Origin of the sequence: Thermomonospora echinospora (assembly GCF_900108175.1) — a bacterium.
GTDB lineage: Bacteria > Actinomycetota > Actinomycetes > Streptosporangiales > Streptosporangiaceae > Thermomonospora > Thermomonospora echinospora.
This window is the reverse complement of sequence record NZ_FNVO01000005.1, coordinates 439534-456736: the sequence shown is the minus strand read 5'-3', so window position 1 is coordinate 456736 and position 17203 is coordinate 439534. Positions and strand designations below refer to the sequence as shown.

Genomic DNA, 17203 nt, shown 5'->3' with positions numbered 1-17203 from the left:
CCGGCGTATCCCCCCTCCACCGTGAGCGGCGCAGGCGGCTCGTGCCCGGTGAACGGATCCGGGCCGCCGCCTGCGGGGTGTCGCCCTGATCGTCTCTTGATAGCGGTTTGAGCTGCTCAATCCCGGTTACGGGCGAATGCAGGGACCCAGTGTCCAAGGGGGGAATCATGACGGAACGAAGACAACCCGCCACACCGATGGGGGCCGGAGGCAGGGAGCCCGCCGCGCCGATGGCACCCGGAGGTACGGAGCACCTGGAGCGCGCGGGGGAGGAGCACGCCCTCTGGGAGGGTAGGACCCGGGTCTTCCTCCAGCCGGTCGCGGCGCCGTCGATCCTGGGCCTGTTCGGGCTCGCGGGCGCCCTCATGATGGTGGGCGCCTGGCAGGCGGGCTGGTACGGCAACGCGGCCACGCCGCTGGTGGTGTTCCCGTTCGTGCTGACCTTCGGTGGGCTCGCCCAGTTCCTGTCCGGCATGTGGTCCTACCGGGCGCGGGACGGGCTGGCCACCGCGATGCACGGGATGTGGGGCGCGTTCTGGCTGGCGTGGGGGCTGCTGTTCCTGGTGGCCGCCCTGGGCGCGCTTCCCTTGACGCAGATCCCGCTGATCGGGGCGGCGAGCTCGAGCTTCGCGTTCTGGTTCGTGGTGCTGACCGTGATCACCGCCCTGGGGGCGGTGGCCGCGCTGGGCCAGAACCTGGGCCTGGCCGCGACCCTGGCGGTCCTCGCCGTGGCGTCGGGGTTCACCGCGGCCGGCTTCTTCGCGGGCGCCACGTGGGCGCAGCGCATCGGAGGATGGCTGTTCGTGATCTCTTCCGTGATCGCCCTCTACACGGCCGCGGCGATGATGTTCGAGAACAGCTTCGGCCGCACGGTCCTGCCGCTGGGCAGGCACCGTGCCGCGGCCCACGTCCCGGGCAGCCGGGACTACCGGCCGCTGGAGTACCGGTACGGCCAGCCGGGGGTGAAAATCGGTCAGTGACCCGCCGCGGACCCGCCGCGGACCTGACGCGGACCTGACGCGGACCTGACGCGGGCTCCGCGCCGCACGCCGGCCGCCGCGACGACGGCGGACCGGTGTGCGCGCCGGAGCCCGGCTCCATGCCCGTTTACCTTCCTTTTGTCCTATTCTGGGCCGATCGCAGGATGGTGTCGGGAAGGAGCGGTAGATGTCCTTGGTGGTCGGTCACTGTCGGCGGGCATGGCGGCGGGCCGTTCGGTCCTATCTTCTGGTCTGCGCCCGCGACGACGCGGCCGCGCGCGGTCTCACGGTGCCCGACGGCGTGTGGATCTGCGGCCGCTGTCACCAGGCGCTGCTGGAGCTGACCTCCCTGCGCGAGCACCTGCGTGTGGAGCACGCGTTCCCCTGACCACGAGGGCGCCGGGGCTCCCGATCCGGCGGAGGCGCGGGGCGGTCGACAGGGTCCAGCGGGTGTGCCCGCGCTGCGCGGCGGCCATGGGGCGCCGTCTCGGTCAGCGCCGCTGGACCCGCACCTCTCCCCGCCCCTGACGCGTCACCGCATGAACACCAGCAGCAGGACGGCGGTGATGAGCAGGCTGATCGCCAGCGATCCGAGGCATCCGAGCCGGTTGGAGAAAAAGAAGAACATGGACCCCCTCTACCCGCCTGCCCGGAAAGATCGCCTGCTTGCTCGGCCGAGGTGCGGCCGGTGCGGCCCGTGCGATCAGCCGGAGCGGCGGGGGACGTCGGAGTAGTCCTGGCCCTCGATCTTGGTGATGTCGTCGGCGGCGACCCGGGCGGTACGGCCCTGTCGGCCCTCCTCGTGGACCTCGATCCAGGCGATGTCCGCCTCCCACGCGCCGTCCGGGGACCGTTCCCAGGCGAGCAGGTAGACCGGACCGTTCGCTGTCGTGGAATGGACCATCGGCGGCACATGTGACATGTGAATCTTTTACCCGAGTCGTCCGACATTCGGCAGGTGGACGGCGACGAATCGGGCCGGTCGCCGCGGCGTCACGGCGGGGGCGCCGTGGAGCCGCGCACCACCAGCTCGCCGGGCAGCGAGCGGGACCGCGGGGCGCCGCCCTCCAGCATCTCCAGCAGGGTGGCCATCCCGGCGGCCCCCAGTTCCTCGGCGGGCAGCCGTACCGTGGTCAGCTCCGGCTCCAGCGCGGTGGCCAGCAGCACGTCGTCGAACCCGGTGATCGACAGCCCGGCGGGGACGTCCAGGCCCAGCTCCCGCGCCGCCTTGTAGGCGCCGGCCGCCAACTGGTCGTCGTCGCAGACCAGGACGGTCGGCCGGTCGGGACGACGCAGCAGGCCACCGGCGGCCCGGCGGGCGGCGGCGACGTCGATGGCGGCGGTGACCCGCGACAGCCGCCCGCCCGGCGTCGCCTCCACGGCGGCCGCCAGGGCCCGGCCCCGGGAACGGAACGTCCACTCGTCCACGTCGGCCGCGACATGCCCGACATGGCGGTGGCCCAGCCCCAGCACGTGGCCGGCGACCCGGCGCATGCCGTCGGCGACGTCGAAGTCGACGGTAGGCGCCGCTCCGGCCGGGTCGCTGTCGAGCATCACCACGGGGGTGCCGCGGAACTCGCTGAGCGCCTCGACCGCCATGGACGAGGCCAGGATGCCGTCGATGGCCTCGTGCGGGGCGGCGAACGGGTTGTCGGCGGGGCCGGCGCCGTCCGGCCACGGGTAGACGACGATGCGGAAGCCGTGCCCGGCGGCCACCCGGGCGGCGCCGGTGTAGAGCGCGCCGAAGAAGGGGCTGGACAGGGTGGGCAGCACCAGCAGCACCGTGCGGGTGCGGCCGAGCCGCAGGCTGCGCGCGGCCTGGTTGGGCCGGTAGCCGAGCCGGGCGGCGGCCTCGTGCACGGCCTCGGCGGTGCCGGGGGAGACCCGGCCGGTCCACTTGCCGGCCAGCACCAGCGAGACGGTGGACTGCGACACCCCGGCGAGCTGGGCTACGTCCCTGCTGGTCGGACGGGTCGCCGGGCGACCGGACGGGCCGGTCGCCGCGCCGTCCACGCCGTCGGAACGCCCGTCGGAACGCCCGCCGGGGCCGGCGGCGGGACGGCTGGTCTGGCGGCCGGATCCGGGCACCGTCGGGCTCCTGTCTGAGCGGATGGTTGGAAACAGGGTAGAGCGGACGGCCCGTTCAGTGATACGTATGACGCACCAAGTAATACGTATGACGGATCCAGGTGAAGGAGGCACGGCGGTGCGTGCCTACGTGGCGTTCCTGCGGCTGCCGTACGCGGGCAGGCTGCTCGGCGGGACTCTGCTCGGGCGGCTGCCCAACGGCATGGGCGCGCTGGCGATCGTGCTGCACGTACGCGACCAGGGCGGCGGCTATCCGCTGGCTGGGGCACTGGCGGCGGTCTACGGGCTGGCCACGGCGGCCGGCCAGCCCGTCCTCGGCAGGGTCATGGACCGGCTCGGCCAGCCCCGGGTGCTGACGGCCAGTGCCTGGGCGGCGGCGGCCGGGTTCGTCCTGCTGGCCGTGCTGGGCACCGATCCGCTGCCGCTCACGGTGGCGGCGGTCGTCCTGGCCGGGTTCGCCACCCCGCCGCTGGAGGCCGGCCTGCGCGCGCTGTGGCCGGTCGTGCTGCCCGGCCCCGCCCATGTCCGGGCCGCCTACGCGCTGGACGCGGCCTCGCAGGAGATCCTGTTCACCGTCGGGCCGCTGGTCGTGGTGGCCGCGGCCACGCTGTCCACCGAGACCGCGCTGTGGCTCACCGGGGCCCTCGGCATCGCCGGGACGGTGGTCGTCACCTCCTCGCGGCCGTCGCGCGAGTGGCGCGGCGAGCCACGGGCCGCCGACTGGGCCGGGCCGCTGCGCTCCCCGGGCATGCGGACCCTGGTCGCCGCCCTGGCCTGCGCGGGCATCGCGCTGGGCGTCTACAGCGTGGCGGTGGTCGCCTACGCCGAGCGACTCGGCAGCGAAGCGGCCTCGGGCCTGCTGCTGGCCGTGATGTCGGGGGGCGCGCTGACCGGCGGCCTGGTGTACGGGGCGCGGCCCTGGCCGGGCGAGGACCACCGGCGCCTGCCCTACCTGCTCGGTGGCCTGGCCCTGGGCTACCTGCCGCTCGCGCTGGCCCCCGCCCTGCCGATCATGCTGGTGCTGGCCTTCCTCAGCGGCGTCTTCCTGGCCCCCGTGCTGGCCTGCAGCTTCACCCTGGTCGACCGGCTGGCCCCGCGCGGCACGGTCACTGAGGCGTTCGCCTGGATCGTGGCCGCGATCGGCGCGGGCGCCGCCCTCGGCTCGGCGGTCGCCGGGCTGGGCCAGGACCTGGCCGGCGTCCCGGGCGCCTTCGCGGGCGCCGGAGCGGGCGGCATCCTCGCCCTGGCGGTATGCCTGCTGGCCCGCCACACCATCCGCCCCACCAAGGCGGACGTCACGATCCTGCCCATGCCGGGGCCCCAGGTGGGCGCGGACGAGACCCGCTGAACGCTCCCCGCCCGCCGATCCGTGCACCGCTCCGGCAGGCGCGGACGAAGGGCCGTACCCGGCCGGGGCGGACGCGGGCGAGGGACCGGCACCCGGCCGAGAGCGGATGCGGACGGAATCCGCGGAACGTCCGCACGGCGCGGACGCACGGCGCCCCTGCCGTGGCCGCCGGAACGCCGGACCCGGTCAGACCCAGGAGTCGAACCAGATCCGGGCGTGCCAGTCGTCGTACGGGAGCACCTTGGCCGCCAGCAGCGGATAGAAGTAGGCGAAGTTGGCCAGCACCACCAGCAGGTAGGCCCCTGCGACGGCCGCGCCCAGCACCCGGCGGTTGCCCGGCACCGGCAGGGCCGAACGCCCGGCCGGGTCCGGTGACCGCGCCGGGCCGATCAGCATGCCCAGTGCCAGCGCCACCGCCAGCGCCATGAACGGCAGCATCGGCGTGGCGTAGAACAGGAACATCGTGCGGTCGCCGAACGCCGGGACGAACCACGGCACCCAGCCCGCCAGGAAGCCCAGCACGATCGCGCCGGCCCGCCAGTCGCGCCGCAGCAGCCAGACCCCCACCAGCACCACCAGGGCGATCAGCGCCCCCCACCAGAAGGCCGGGGTCCCGATGCCCAGGATCTCCCGGGAGCAGCGCGCGGCGTCGCAGGCCCCCGGCGGCTCGCTGTACCAGAACGCGACCGGGCGGCGCAGGATCGGCCAGTCCCACGGCCACGACTGGTAGTTGTGGTGGGTCGACAGCCCGCTGTGGAAGTCCAGGATCTCCTTGTGGTACTTCAGCAGGTCCGGCATCGCCTCCAGCGGGCGCAGCAGCACGTTGCCGGCCACCTCGCCGCGGCCCCAGCCGCCCGGCTTGAAGATCCATCCCCACCAGGACGCCAGATAGGTGAACGCGCCCACCACGACCAGCGACACGAACGCCGGCCCCGCCTCCAGCATGAGCGCCCCGGAGTAGGGACTCTGTACCCGGGCGGCTTTGCGGGCGCCCGCGTCCCACAGCACCACCATGATCCCGAACGCCGCGACATAGAAGATCCCGGTCCACTTGGTGGCGCAGGCCATGCCCAGGCAGACGCCCGCCGGGATCCGCCACCAGTGCATGACGAACGGCCCCAGCCCGGCGCCGCCGCCCTCCTCCACCCGGCGCGCCAGCTCCCGCCGCGACAGGTCCCGGTCCAGGACCAGGCAGGCGAACGCGGCCAGGATCCAGAACATCACGAACACGTCCAGCAGCGCGGTCCGGCTGGTGACGAACGCCAGCCCGTCCACCGCCAGCAGCAGCCCGGCCGCGCAGCCCAGCAGGGTGGAGCCGGTCATCCGGCGGGCCACGCGGCACAGGATCAGCACCGACAGCGTCCCGATCAGCGCGGGCATGAACCGCCAGCCGAACGGGGTGGCATTGAACAGCTGCTCGCCGATCGCGATCATCCACTTGCCGGCCGGGGGATGGGCGACGAACGATCCACCGCCGGTCCAGATATCGACGTCCGACTTGTTCGCGATCAGCAGCTTGTCGGCGTCCTTGACCGCGTTGTGCTCCCAGCCGAACCTCAGCAGGGCCAGCGCGTCCTTGGCGTAGTAGGTCTCGTCGAAGACCACCGCCCGGGGTACCGCCAGGCGGTCGAACCGCAGGAATCCGGCGAGCGCCGTGACCAGCAGCGGGCCGATCCAGCCCCACAGCGCGCTCCCCGGGATCGGCGGCGCCAGCCAGTCCCGCAGCGACGGCGGGCGGCGGCGCTCCGCCGGATCCTTCACCGGCTCGATCTCCGTCATCGCCATCCCGCCATCGTAGGGGGGTCCCCCATAAGCCCCGCGCAAGTCACCGAACCCGGACGTATCCGCTCCCCGCCCGCCCGGCCTTTTCCCAGATGACGAGCCCTGATACCGCTCGCCACCATTCCCGGGACTCCGCACCCCGGGTACCGAGGCGACCCGCTCGTCGTCGCGGCGGAGCCGTGGCCGTGGGCACGCGCGGCCGTGAGCACGCGCGACAATGGGCACGTGGAGACGGGGACGCTGATGCTGGCCGCCGCGCCCATCGGGCGGGTCGAGGACGCCTCGGCGCGGCTGCGGGACGCGCTGGCCGAGGTTGAGATCATCGCCGCGGAGGACACCCGCAGGCTGCGCCGGCTGGCCGCCGACCTGGGCGTCACGCTGGGCGCCAGGGTGGTGTCCTACTACGACCAGAACGAGCGCGGGCGCGCCGCCGAGCTGGTCGGGGAGCTGCTGGCCGGGCGCGACGTGCTGGTGGTGACCGACGCGGGGCTGCCGGGGGTGTCCGATCCCGGCTACCGGCTCGTCACCGCCGCGGTGGCCGAGGGGGTGCCGGTGACCGTGCTGCCCGGGCCGTCGGCCGTCACCACCGCGCTGGTGATCTCCGGGCTGCCGTCCGACCGGTTCTGCTTCGAGGGCTTTCCCCCGCGCCGGCCCGGCGAACGGAGCCGCGCGCTGCACCGGCTGGCCGGCGAGCCGCGCACCATGGTCTTCTTCGAGGCCCCGCACCGGCTGGCCGTCACCCTGGCCGCGATGGCCGAGGCGTTCGGCGCCGACCGGCCGGCCGCCGTCTGCCGGGAGCTCACCAAGACCTACGAGGAGGTCCGGCGCGGCCCGCTCGGCGAGCTGGCCCGCTGGGCCGAGGAGGGCGTCAGGGGCGAGATCACCGTGGTGGTCGGCGGGGCCCCGGAAGAGACGGAGGCGGTCACCGACCCGGCCGAGCTGGCCGCCGCCGTCACCGCCCTGGAGAGCGGCGGCACCCCCCGCAAGGCCGCCATCGCCGAGGTGGCCCGGCGCAACGGCCTGCCCAAGCGGGTCGTCTACGACGCCGTGGTGGCCGGACGCGGGTGAGGTGTCACCCGTATGACACCTGTCGGTGGCGCCGCTGCGGAGTCACAATTGAAGTGAAAGCGCGATGCGGCGGCTCACCAGGAGGTGAGGGCGATGCGCGACATGTGGACCGCCCACGAGGTCTGGCTCTACGAATGCAACAGGTGCCTCCACACCTGGGACGAGGAGTACGACGCCCGGCACGTCGCCGACGGGCACGGCGGCGAGGCGGTGGTCTACCAGCACGACGGGCAACCCTGCATGTCGCCCTGGTGCGACCATCTGTGCCCCCGATGCAACAGCCAGAACGTCAAGACGCTCGCGGCGCCTCTGCACAGGGCGGTGCCCAGCCAGGCCCACTACAACTCCGACGACCTGGCGCTGCTGTTCCACCTGCGCAGGATGGGTGCCTACTGAGGCGCCCCGGCCGGGTGGGAGGCTAGGCGGGGGACGCGACGGCGGGACGTTCCCGGACGGCGTCGTCCGGGACGACCGTGGTGTCCTCGGCGTCCTCGGTGTCGTCGCCCGGCAGGGCCTGACGGGATCGCCGCCGGGCCGGCGCGGCCCCCAGCGGTCTGGCGAACGCCAGCGCGGCGGCCAGTGACGCCAGCGGAACGGCCGGCAGCACGTACCGGTAGTCGAACTCGGCCGTCGCGGCGGGCGTCAGCAGCAGGCCGGTCGCCAGCGTCCACGGCAGGAACGCCGCGCCCCCGAACCGGCGCCACAGCGGCACCAGCCCCGCCAGGCCGACCAGCAGCAGCCCGCCGAGCATCGTGCCCCGCACGTAGACGTGGTCCTGGTAGCTGCGCATCACCCCGGCGAACGGCTCCACCACACGGGGCTGCGCGGGACCGGCCTCGTAGCGGACCGCCTCGTCCGCGGCGGTGGAGTCGTTGTCCATCCGCCACACCGGCAGCGGCGTCGCCGACTTCTCGAACTCGTACATCCGGTAGGTCTTCAGGTCGGGGAACACCTCGCGGTCCCAGCGGAACGCGCGGAAGAAGTCCCCGGCGACCACGCCCAGGTAGTCGCCCGGCTGAGCCATGATCGCCTTGCGGGAGAACCCGCCGGCGATCTCGTTCTGCCGGGGCCCGAACCGCAGGTCCACCACCCGCTTGAGCGGCGACCTGCGGTCCCAGATGCCGTCCTGGGAGTTGGGCAGCTTGTTGCCGGGCAGCACGCACAACTGCTGCTCGTCGACCGTCAGGTCGGGGATCTTGTGGCAGTCGGCGAACTTGTAGGCCCGCGCGAACAGGAACACCCCGTCGCTCTCGGTCATCGCGAACTTGCCGTGCACACCGGCGAACCAGCCCATGTAGGCGGTGACCGGGATCGCACAGGTGACCAGCATCACCGTCAGGGCCCGCCAGCCGGCCCGCCGCAGCACCATGAACACGCACAGGCCCACCAGCACCGGCAGGCCCACCGACCGGGTCAGCCAGGCCGCCGCGGCCAGCAGCCCGATCGCCGCGGCGACCTTCCAGCCCGGCCGCTCGTGCCACAGCAGCAGGGTGACCGCGCAGACCACCAGGAAGGCGAACAGCGTGTCCGACAGCACGAGGTGCTCCAGCTGGATCTGGTAGGCGTCCAGCAGCACGGGGGCGGCGGCCAGCGCCGCGCCCCAGCCCGGCAGGCCGAACCGGTGCCGCAGCACCGCGTAGATCATCAGGCCCATGGCCAGGCCCATCAGGTGCTGAAGCGCGGTGACCAGCGCGAAGCTGTGCAGTGGTTTGAGCGCCAGCAGCAGGAACGAGTAACCGCCGGGCCGCAGCGGATGCGGATACGGCTCGATCGCCACGTGCAGATAGTCGAAGCTGTCGTTGAAGTACATCGCCGGCCGATAGCCCAGCATCGTCAACAGCCGCAGCAATGCGCCCAGGGTGAGGACCACGGCGAACACCGGATGCCTCATGGCCATTACCCGAAACCGTTTTGCCAGGTCACGTCCGATGTGCACGACATCGGGACGGCCCGTGCGCCCGCCGTCGGCGTCGGCGCCGTCCGTGCGCTCGGCCGTACCGGCGGCTTCATCCGTCAAGGCCGACCCCAACCTTTCCGGGCCGTGGTGCCCGTATGCTTGTCCCTTAGCCTGCCGCCCCAGCCCCTCCGCCAGAGGGCCAACGCGTTGCATCTTTGCAACACGATACGGACGCTCATGCACGAAGCGGGCCGCGTCATTGGCCCCGGCCGTGCATCATGTAGTGCGGCCGCCCGCTTGCCGGAACCTGTAAAGAGTAAGCGACAGCACCGAATACGGTCACCCACGGTAACGAAGGAGATCTCTGTGGAACTCTCCGTGGTGATGCCGTGTCTCAATGAGGCCGAGACGATCGAGACCTGTGTGCGCAAGACGATCGGCTTCTTCGAGGACAACGGCATCGACGGCGAGGTCGTCATCGCCGACAACGGCAGCACCGACGGCAGCCAGCAGCTCGCCCGCGCGGCCGGTGCCCGGGTGGTGCCGGTGGCCGACAAGGGCTACGGCAACGCGCTGATGGGCGGCATCCGCGCCGCCCGCGGCCGGTACGTCGCGATGGGCGACGCGGACGACTCCTACGACTTCACCACGCTGCTGCCGTTCCTGCACGAGCTGCGGGACGGCGCCGACCTGGTGATGGGCAACCGTTTCAAGGGCGGGATCGAGCCGGGGGCGATGCCGCCGCTGCACCGCTATCTGGGCAACCCGGTGCTCAGCTTCGTCGGCCGGCTGTTCTTCGGCAGCAAGATCGGCGACTTCCACTGTGGGCTGCGCGCCTTCCGCAAGGACTCGATCATGCGGCTGGGGCTGCAGACCGGCGGGATGGAGTTCGCCAGCGAGATGGTGGTCAAGGCCACCCTCGCCCGGTACGACATCCGCGAGGTGCCGACCACGCTGTCCAAGGACGGCCGGTCGCGGCCCCCGCACCTGAACACCTGGCGGGACGGCTGGCGCCATCTGCGCTTTCTGCTGCTGTACAGCCCGCGCTGGCTGTTCCTGATCCCCGGCCTGCTGTTCATGCTGGTCGGGCTGGTGGCCGGGGTCGCGCTGTCGTTCGGCCCGGTGCGGGTGGGCGAGATCGCCTTCGACGTCGACACCCTGGTGGGCGCCGGGGCGGCGATGGTGATCGGCTTCCAGGCGGTGCTGTTCGCGCTGTTCACCAAGGTCTACGCGATGGAGGAGGGCTTCCTGCCGCGGGACCGCCGGGTGGACCGGCTGGTCGCCTGGTGGACCATGGAGCGCGGGCTGGTGCTGGGCGGACTGCTGGCGCTGGCCGGTCTGGTGGGGCTGGCGGCCTCGCTGCTGCACTGGCGGATCAACAACTTCGGCGAACTGGACCCGCGCCAGTCGCTGCGCATGGTGGTCCCGGCCGCGACCGCGCTGGTGATGAGCTTCCAGGCGATCTTCGCCTCGATGTTCGTGAGCATCCTGTACATCCGCCGCCGCGAGCACCCGGCGCTGCCCGACCCGGCCGACGAGGCCGCCGTGGTGGTGGACGCCGCCGCCGACCGGGTGGCCGCCGAGGAGGCGCGGGAGGCCAAGGAAGCCAAGGAGGCCAGGGTCGCGGTGGCCGCGGAGGGCGAGGCCGGGGGCGACCGCTGAGGCGGTGAGGCGGCCGTGCCGCGGGAACGCCACGGCGTCCTCCGTATGGCAGCATGTCCAGCCATGAATCCCCCGCCCCCGACCGGCCTGCGGAGCCAGTGACGATGGACGTCCTCCTACCGGATCCGCACCGGCTGAGCCGGGAGCCCGCCTCGGCCGACAGGCCGCAGGACCCCGAGGCACGGCGGCTGCCGCCCCGGTGGCTGCCCTGGTGGCTGCTGCTGGCGGTGGGCTGGCTGGCGCAGGCCGGGGTACGGGTAGGGCTGGCGGCGGGGCAGACCATGCCGGTGGCCAACCCGGACGAGACGGGTTACCTGTTCGCCGCGCGCCTGCTGTCGGGCGGCCCGCCCGCCGACATCTCCAACAGCACCCCCTACCGGGGCGGCTACTCGCTGCTGATCCTGCCCGCGGTCTGGCTGGGCGGCGAGGACCCGGTGACCGTCTACCGGCTCGCCCTCGTCATCAACGCGCTGCTGGGCGCCACGCTCCTGCTGCTGGCGTACCAGTTGCTGCGCCGGCTCGGGCTGTCGCCGGGGTGGGCGTACGCGGTCGCGCACGTGACAGCGCTACTTCCCGCCGCCGTCTTCTACACCCAGTACGCGCTGACCGACGCGGTGCTCCCGGTCGTCCTGCTGGGCTGGCTGCTGTTGCTGCACTCCTGGCTGGTCGGTGACGTTTCCCCCGCGAGAATGGCGCTGTACGGGGCGGGGGCGAGCCTCGCGGCGGCCTACGCCTACACCATGCACTCGCGGGGCGTGGTGATCGTCGCCGTGCATGCCGGGCTGCTGCTGCTGGCGGTGGTGCGCCGGTGGCGGCCGTGGTGGTCGGCGGGCCTGGGCGCCCTGGCGGCCGCCCTCGTGGCCGGTGCCGGCAGCCTGCTGAACGGCTGGATCTGGCCGCAGTTGTATCCCCGGGGCTCCTACGACATGGGGTCGATGCTGGTCGACCGGCTCACCACCCCCGAGGGCTACGGGTGGACGATCCCGGTGGGGATCGGCCAGATCTGGTATCTGATCGTCGGCTCCTGGGGGCTGGCCGGGATCGGGCTGCTGGCCATGGCGGCGGTCGCGTTCGGCCGGGGCGTCCCGTCCCGGCTGCGCGCGCTGGCGCTGGGGGTGCTCGCCACCGTCGCGGGCATCGCGTTCGCCACCGCCGCCGCCCTCCCGGACGAGCAGCGCGTCGGCAACCACGCCTACGGCCGTTATCTGGCCTGCCTGGCGCCGCTGCTGTTCGCGGTGGGGGTGGCGGTGCTGCTGCGCGCCTCCCGCCGCACCGCGCTGCGGGCGGCCGCCGCCGTCGCGGTGGTGACGGCCGCCGCCGCCGCGCTGATCGAGTTGCGTGCCGGCGGCAGTTTCGGCGAGTACGTGTTCTTCCCGTTCGACTTCCCCGAGACCGGTTTCCTCACCTGGGACTGGGACTCGCTGCGGCTGTGGACGGCGACGCTGGCGGGCCTGGGGCTGCTGGCGCTCACGGTGGCCATGGCCGTGGCCGGCCGGCGGAGCGGGGCCGTTCTGCTGGTGGGGGTGCTGCTGGTGGTCAACGCGGCGGCGAGCGTGGCGACCGCCGCGCGGGTGTCGCGGCCGTTCGTCCGCGAGATGACCGCCGCCTCCGACCTGAGCGGCCTGCTCGACCCGGCGGCGAAGCCGCGGGTGGCCATCGACGGCAACGTCGACTGGAAGATCTGGGTGATGCAGCTCTACCAGGTGTCGTGGTCGCAGGTGCTGTGGTTCGACAGCCGCTACGAGCGGCCCCCGACGCGGGCCGACCTGGTGCTGATGGTGTGGGACGGGAAGGTCCCGGCTGAGCGGACGTGGGCGGACCCGCCGGCCGGCTGGCGGGTCGCCGGCAGCCGCCGCACCGCCGAAGGCCACTGGGTCGCCTGGCGGCGCTCCTGACGTCGGCCCTGACGGTTGGCTCAGAGCCGGCCCTGACGTCGGCTCTGAGGCCGGATCAGCGCGCCCAGATCTCCAGCAGCCCGTCGGAGGACCGCCACAGCCGCCGGTAGCCGCCCTCGGCGTCCAGCCGCGTGTTGGCGACCATGGCGGGCTCCTGGCCGCGCCACCGGGTGAACAGGAACGGCCCGTTCTCGGCGATGACGGGGATCGCCCGGTACTCGTGGGGGAACGAGCGGATCCGCCCGTGCCACTGCGGCCGGCCCCACACGTCCTTGGTGTAGAAGGTCAGCGTCTGCGCCAGCCGGTAGTCCGACCAGATCACCGGCAGGTCGTCACGGCCGTCCAGCCAGGCCCGCAGCTCGTTCCACGCCTTGTCGCGCGGCAGGTCCGGCACCTGCGCGACCGCCACCGGCAGGTACGCGCCGGCCAGCGCGCAGCACGCCACCGCCAGCCCGGTCCGCACCCGCACGGCGGAGACCCGGCCGAGCAGCAGCACCAGCGCGCCCAGCCCCCCGGCCAGGAACGCCGGGAGCACCGGGAACCAGTACCGCAGCAGCCAGCCCCGTAGCGTGATGTGGTGCGGGTCCGTCAGCCCCGACAGCAGCGTCAGCGGCACCGCCAGCGTCACGAACCACACCAGCGTCAGCGCCAGCCGCCGGTCCCGGGTGACCGCCCAGCCGACGACGTTCAGCGCCAGCAGCGCCACGAAGACCCAGCCGAGCGGATGCCAGTCGGTCATCGCCCGCTCGAACGAGCGCAGCGCCAGCATCCGGGTCACCGGCTCGTTCGGCTCCCCGCCGTGCCCGGCCGCCGACCGGATCGCCGACATGGCGTTGCCCCACACGAGCTGGTTGTGGATCATGCTGACGGCCAGCACCCCCAGCATCGGCGCCGCCACCACCCACAGCCGCCGCCAGGAGATCCCCAGCAGCCGGAAGAACACCGGGATCCCCAGGTACATGAACGCGACGAAGTCGCGGACCAGGAACGCCGACCCCAGGCACAGGCCCGCCGCCACCAGCAGCACCGTCTGCCGGCGCCCGGTCCGGCGGCTCGCCACGACCAGCCCGGCGACACCGAGGGCGAACAACCCCGCGCCCGGCATGTCCGGCAGCAGCACCCCCATCGACCAGGTGATCTCCTGGCCGGCGAACGGGTTGGTCATCGTGAAGAACGGGTGGGCCATCAGCAGCAACGTCGCCGGCAGCCCCACCCGATCCCCGAACAGCGACCGGACCAGCAGGTAGCAGCCGACGTAGAAGACGATCCCGCCGAGCGCCGCCATCGCGAAGTACGCCGCCTGCCCCGACCCCAGCAGCTCCTGCATCAGCCGGGTCGGCAGCACCAGCCCGATCCGGTTGACCTGGTGCGGCACCTGGTCAAACGGCCACTGGTCCAGCGGGATGTCCGGCCATCGCCGCGCCGCCTCGAACACGTAGTACGGGTCGTAGTACAGCGGCGGCGTCATGACGACCCACTGGACGGCCACGGTGACCGCGGCCACCAGCGCCGAGAACCACACCACCCGGCGGCGCAGCGGCCCGCGGCGCGGCCCCTCCTCACCGGAACGTTCCGTGGCGGACTCGCGGACCGTGGTCTGGGCCATGCCGGATCTCAACCTCTGCCTTGAGCTGTCGGAGCTGTCGCGGGAATCGCCCGTCAGCGTATCGGCGCCCTTCCATGATCACGTCCGGGACGTCCGGGATGCCGAACCTGTTAGGCCCAGCCCGCCGGGCCAAATAGGCTTGGCCCATGTCCTCGTCGAGTAGCCAGTCCAGGCACATCCTGACCGCGCCCGCCTGGCCGTACGCCAACGGGCCCCGCCACATCGGGCACGTCTCCGGTTTCGCGTTGCCGTGCGACATGTTCAGCCGCTACCAGCGGATGGCGGGCAACCAGGTCCTGATGGTCAGCGGCACCGACGAGCACGGCACTCCCATCCAGGTGCAGGCGGACTCCGAGGGCGTCAGCCCCCGTGAGCTCGCCGACCGCTACAACCGGGTCATCGCCGGGGACCTGCAGGCGCTGGGCATGTCCTACGACCTGTTCACCCGGACGACCACCCGCAACCACTACGCGGTCGTCCAGGAGATCTTCAAGGGCTTGTACGACAACGGCTACATCTTCCCGAAGACGACGCTGGGCGCGATCTCGCCGTCCACCGGCCGCACCCTGCCCGACCGCTACATCGAGGGCACCTGCCCGATCTGCGGGTACGACGGGGCGCGCGGCGACCAGTGCGACAACTGCGGCAACCAGCTCGACCCGGTGGACCTGATCAACCCCCGCAGCCGGGTCAACGGGGAGGTGCCCCGGTTCGTCGAGACCGAGCACTTCATGCTCGACCTGCCCGCCTTCACCGACGCTCTCGGCGACTACCTGCGCGCCAAGCAGGGGGAGTGGCGGCCCAACGTGCTGAAGTTCTCCCTCAACCTGCTGGAGGACCTGCAGCCCCGGGCGATCAGCCGTGACCTCGACTGGGGCGTCCCGGTGCCGCTGGAGGGCTGGCGCGACCAGCCGAACAAGCGGCTGTACGTGTGGTTCGACGCGGTGGTCGGCTACTTCTCCGCCTCGGTGGAGTGGGCCAGGCGCTCGGGCGACCCGGACGCGTGGCGGGCCTGGTGGCAGGACCCGCAGGCGCTGTCGTACTACTTCATGGGCAAGGACAACATCGTCTTCCACTCCGAGATCTGGCCCGCGATGCTGCTGGGCTACAACGGCCGGGGCGACAAGGGCGGCGAGCCGGGCTCCCTGGGCGCGCTGAACCTGCCGACCGAGGTGGTGTCCTCGGAGTTCCTGACCATGGAGGGCCGCAAGTTCTCCTCCTCCCGCCAGGTGGTCATCTACGTCAGGGACTTCCTGGAGCGCTACGACGTGGACGCGCTGCGCTACTACATCGCGGTGGCCGGGCCGGAGAACCAGGACACCGACTTCACCTGGCAGCACTTCCGCGAGCGCAACAACAACGAGCTGGTCGCCCAGTGGGGCAACCTGGTCAACCGCTCGCTCAACATGGCCGCCAAGGAGTACGGCGCGATCCCCGAGGCCGGGGAGCTGACCGACGCCGACCGGGCGCTGCTGGAGCGCAGTCGCGCCGCGTTCGACCGGGTCGGTGGCGAGCTGGGCCGCTCCCGGTTCAAGAACGCCGTCACCGAGGCGTTCGACGTCGTCCGGGAGGCCAACGGCTACCTGTCGGCGCAGGAGCCGTGGAAGACCGAGGACAAGACCCGCAAGGGCACCATCCTGCACGTCGCGCTCCAGGTGGTGGACGACGCCAAGACGCTGCTGACGCCGTTCCTGCCCAAGTCGTCGGACAAGGTGCACACGATGCTCGGGGGCGAGGGCGTGTGGGCGGCCATGCCGGAGATCCGCGAGGTTGACGAGGAGGGCGGCCCGTCCTACCCGGTGGTCACCGGCGACTACGCGGTCGAGCGGGCCCGCTGGGAGCACCGGCCGATCCGGCCCGGCACCCCGCTGGCCAAGCCCAAGCCGTTGTTCGCCAAGCTGGACGCCTCGATCGTGGACGAGGAACTGGCCCGGCTGGAAGAGTCCTGACCGGCCCGTTGTTGTAAGGATAGAGGACGGCCGGCCGCTCTCCCGGCGGCCGGGTCTCACACGGAGTACGGGTCATGATCAGCGAACAGGCCGGTGACGGCTTCGCCGGGGCGAGCTTCCCGGCGCTGCCCGAGGCGCTCCCGATCGGCATCTGCGACAGCCACTGCCACCTCGACCTGCTGGAGGTGCCGGTGTCGCACGCCGTGGCCGCGGCGCGCGCGGTCGGCATCCGGCAGATCATGACGATCGGCTGCGACCTGAAGTCCTCGGGCTGGGCGGCGCAGACCGCCCGCGAGAACGGCGACGTGTACGCCGGGGTCGCCGTCCATCCCAACGAGACCACCGGCATCGGCGACGACGTGCTCGACGACATCGCCAAGCTGGCGACGCGGCCCGAGGTGCGGGCGGTCGGCGAGACCGGGCTGGACTACTACCGCGACTGGGCCCCGAAGGAGGACCAGCAGCGCTCGTTCCGCGCGCACATCGACATCGCCAAGCGCACCGGCAAGCCGCTGATGATCCACGACCGGGACGCCCACGACGACGTGTTGCGCATCCTGGCCGAGGAGGGCTCCCCCGAGCAGGTGGTCTTCCACTGCTTCTCCGGCGACGCCGAGATGGCCAAGGTGTGCGCCGACCGCGGCTACGTGATGAGCTTCGCCGGCAACGTCACGTTCAAGAACGCCGAGCCGCTGCGCGAGGCGCTGCGCGTCGCCCCCCTCGACCTGATCCTGGTGGAGACCGACGCCCCGTTCCTCACCCCCGTCCCGCACCGGGGCAAGCCCAACGCCTCCTACCTGATCCCGTGGACGGTCCGGTTCATGGCCGAGGTGAAGGACGTCGAGGTCGCGGCCCTGTGCGAGGCCATCGCCGACACCGGCCGCCGCCTGTTCGGCCCCTGGTGACGGCCCTCCGGTAAGCCTGCCAC

The 17203-nt window shown here is 72.5% G+C and carries 14 protein-coding genes; 9 read left to right on the top strand and 5 right to left on the bottom strand.

Features of this window, described 5'->3' with window-relative positions:
- Positions 1-230: 230 nt before the first annotated feature.
- Both C4U03_RS15195 and C4U03_RS40430 read left to right on the top strand, forming a co-directional pair.
- Positions 231-980: an acetate uptake transporter family protein gene (locus C4U03_RS15195; protein WP_160146993.1), complete on the top strand. Its 750-nt coding sequence runs from the start codon at positions 231-233 to the stop codon at positions 978-980.
- A 187-nt stretch (positions 981-1167) separates the two neighbouring features.
- Positions 1168-1368, top strand: a complete 201-nt coding sequence (locus tag C4U03_RS40430; RefSeq protein ID WP_160146992.1) for a hypothetical protein — start codon at positions 1168-1170, stop codon at positions 1366-1368.
- A 315-nt stretch (positions 1369-1683) separates the two neighbouring features.
- Here the strand turns inward: C4U03_RS40430 and C4U03_RS15185 are convergent, their stop codons facing one another.
- Both C4U03_RS15185 and C4U03_RS15180 read right to left on the bottom strand, forming a co-directional pair.
- Positions 1684-1884, bottom strand: a complete 201-nt coding sequence (locus C4U03_RS15185) for a hypothetical protein (RefSeq protein ID WP_103938379.1) — start codon at positions 1882-1884, stop codon at positions 1684-1686.
- An 89-nt stretch (positions 1885-1973) separates the two neighbouring features.
- Entirely contained in the window at positions 1974-3068 is a 1095-nt protein-coding gene (locus tag C4U03_RS15180; protein WP_235017877.1) for a LacI family DNA-binding transcriptional regulator, read from the bottom strand.
- Positions 3069-3186: 118 nt separating this feature from the next.
- Here C4U03_RS15180 and C4U03_RS15175 point away from each other — a divergent pair, with 118 nt between their 5' ends.
- Positions 3187-4416 carry an MFS transporter gene (locus C4U03_RS15175; RefSeq protein WP_103938378.1) on the top strand — a complete coding sequence of 410 codons (1230 nt, stop codon included), beginning with the start codon at positions 3187-3189 and terminating at the stop codon, positions 4414-4416.
- Between the two features lie 186 nt (positions 4417-4602).
- Here C4U03_RS15175 and C4U03_RS15170 read toward each other — a convergent pair whose 3' ends face one another.
- Positions 4603-6201, bottom strand: coding sequence for a dolichyl-phosphate-mannose--protein mannosyltransferase (locus C4U03_RS15170; RefSeq protein ID WP_235017876.1), 1599 nt, complete (start codon positions 6199-6201; stop codon positions 4603-4605).
- A 240-nt stretch (positions 6202-6441) separates the two neighbouring features.
- On the opposite strand from C4U03_RS15170, the gene rsmI reads away from it, so the two are divergent.
- Positions 6442-7266 (top strand): 16S rRNA (cytidine(1402)-2'-O)-methyltransferase, encoded by an 825-nt coding sequence (gene rsmI / locus C4U03_RS15165; RefSeq protein WP_103938377.1) that lies wholly within the window; start codon positions 6442-6444, stop codon positions 7264-7266.
- 93 nt (positions 7267-7359) lie between these two features.
- Positions 7360-7662: a hypothetical protein gene (locus C4U03_RS15160; protein ID WP_103938376.1), complete on the top strand. Its 303-nt coding sequence runs from the start codon at positions 7360-7362 to the stop codon at positions 7660-7662.
- Between the two features lie 22 nt (positions 7663-7684).
- Here C4U03_RS15160 and C4U03_RS15155 read toward each other — a convergent pair whose 3' ends face one another.
- The gene (locus tag C4U03_RS15155; protein WP_146087386.1) at positions 7685-9157 is read right to left on the bottom strand and encodes a hypothetical protein; all 1473 of its coding nucleotides are present in this window, start codon (positions 9155-9157) and stop codon (positions 7685-7687) included.
- A 372-nt stretch (positions 9158-9529) separates the two neighbouring features.
- On the opposite strand from C4U03_RS15155, the gene C4U03_RS15150 reads away from it, so the two are divergent.
- Positions 9530-10825 (top strand): glycosyltransferase family 2 protein, encoded by a 1296-nt coding sequence (locus tag C4U03_RS15150; protein ID WP_103938374.1) that lies wholly within the window; start codon positions 9530-9532, stop codon positions 10823-10825.
- A gap of 104 nt (positions 10826-10929) precedes the next feature.
- Complete coding sequence (locus C4U03_RS15145; protein WP_103938373.1) at positions 10930-12720, top strand: hypothetical protein; 1791 nt, start codon at positions 10930-10932, stop codon at positions 12718-12720.
- Between the two features lie 55 nt (positions 12721-12775).
- Here C4U03_RS15145 and C4U03_RS15140 read toward each other — a convergent pair whose 3' ends face one another.
- On the bottom strand, positions 12776-14326 hold the full coding sequence (locus tag C4U03_RS15140) for a glycosyltransferase family 39 protein (RefSeq protein ID WP_103938372.1): 1551 nt from the start codon (positions 14324-14326) through the stop codon (positions 12776-12778).
- Between the two features lie 146 nt (positions 14327-14472).
- Between C4U03_RS15140 and metG the strand changes: the two genes are divergently transcribed.
- A complete protein-coding gene (gene metG / locus C4U03_RS15135) occupies positions 14473-16275 on the top strand; it encodes a methionine--tRNA ligase (RefSeq protein ID WP_103938371.1) in 1803 nt (600 codons plus the stop codon).
- A gap of 74 nt (positions 16276-16349) precedes the next feature.
- A complete protein-coding gene (locus tag C4U03_RS15130; RefSeq protein WP_103938370.1) occupies positions 16350-17180 on the top strand; it encodes a TatD family hydrolase in 831 nt (276 codons plus the stop codon).
- Positions 17181-17203: the final 23 nt, after the last annotated feature.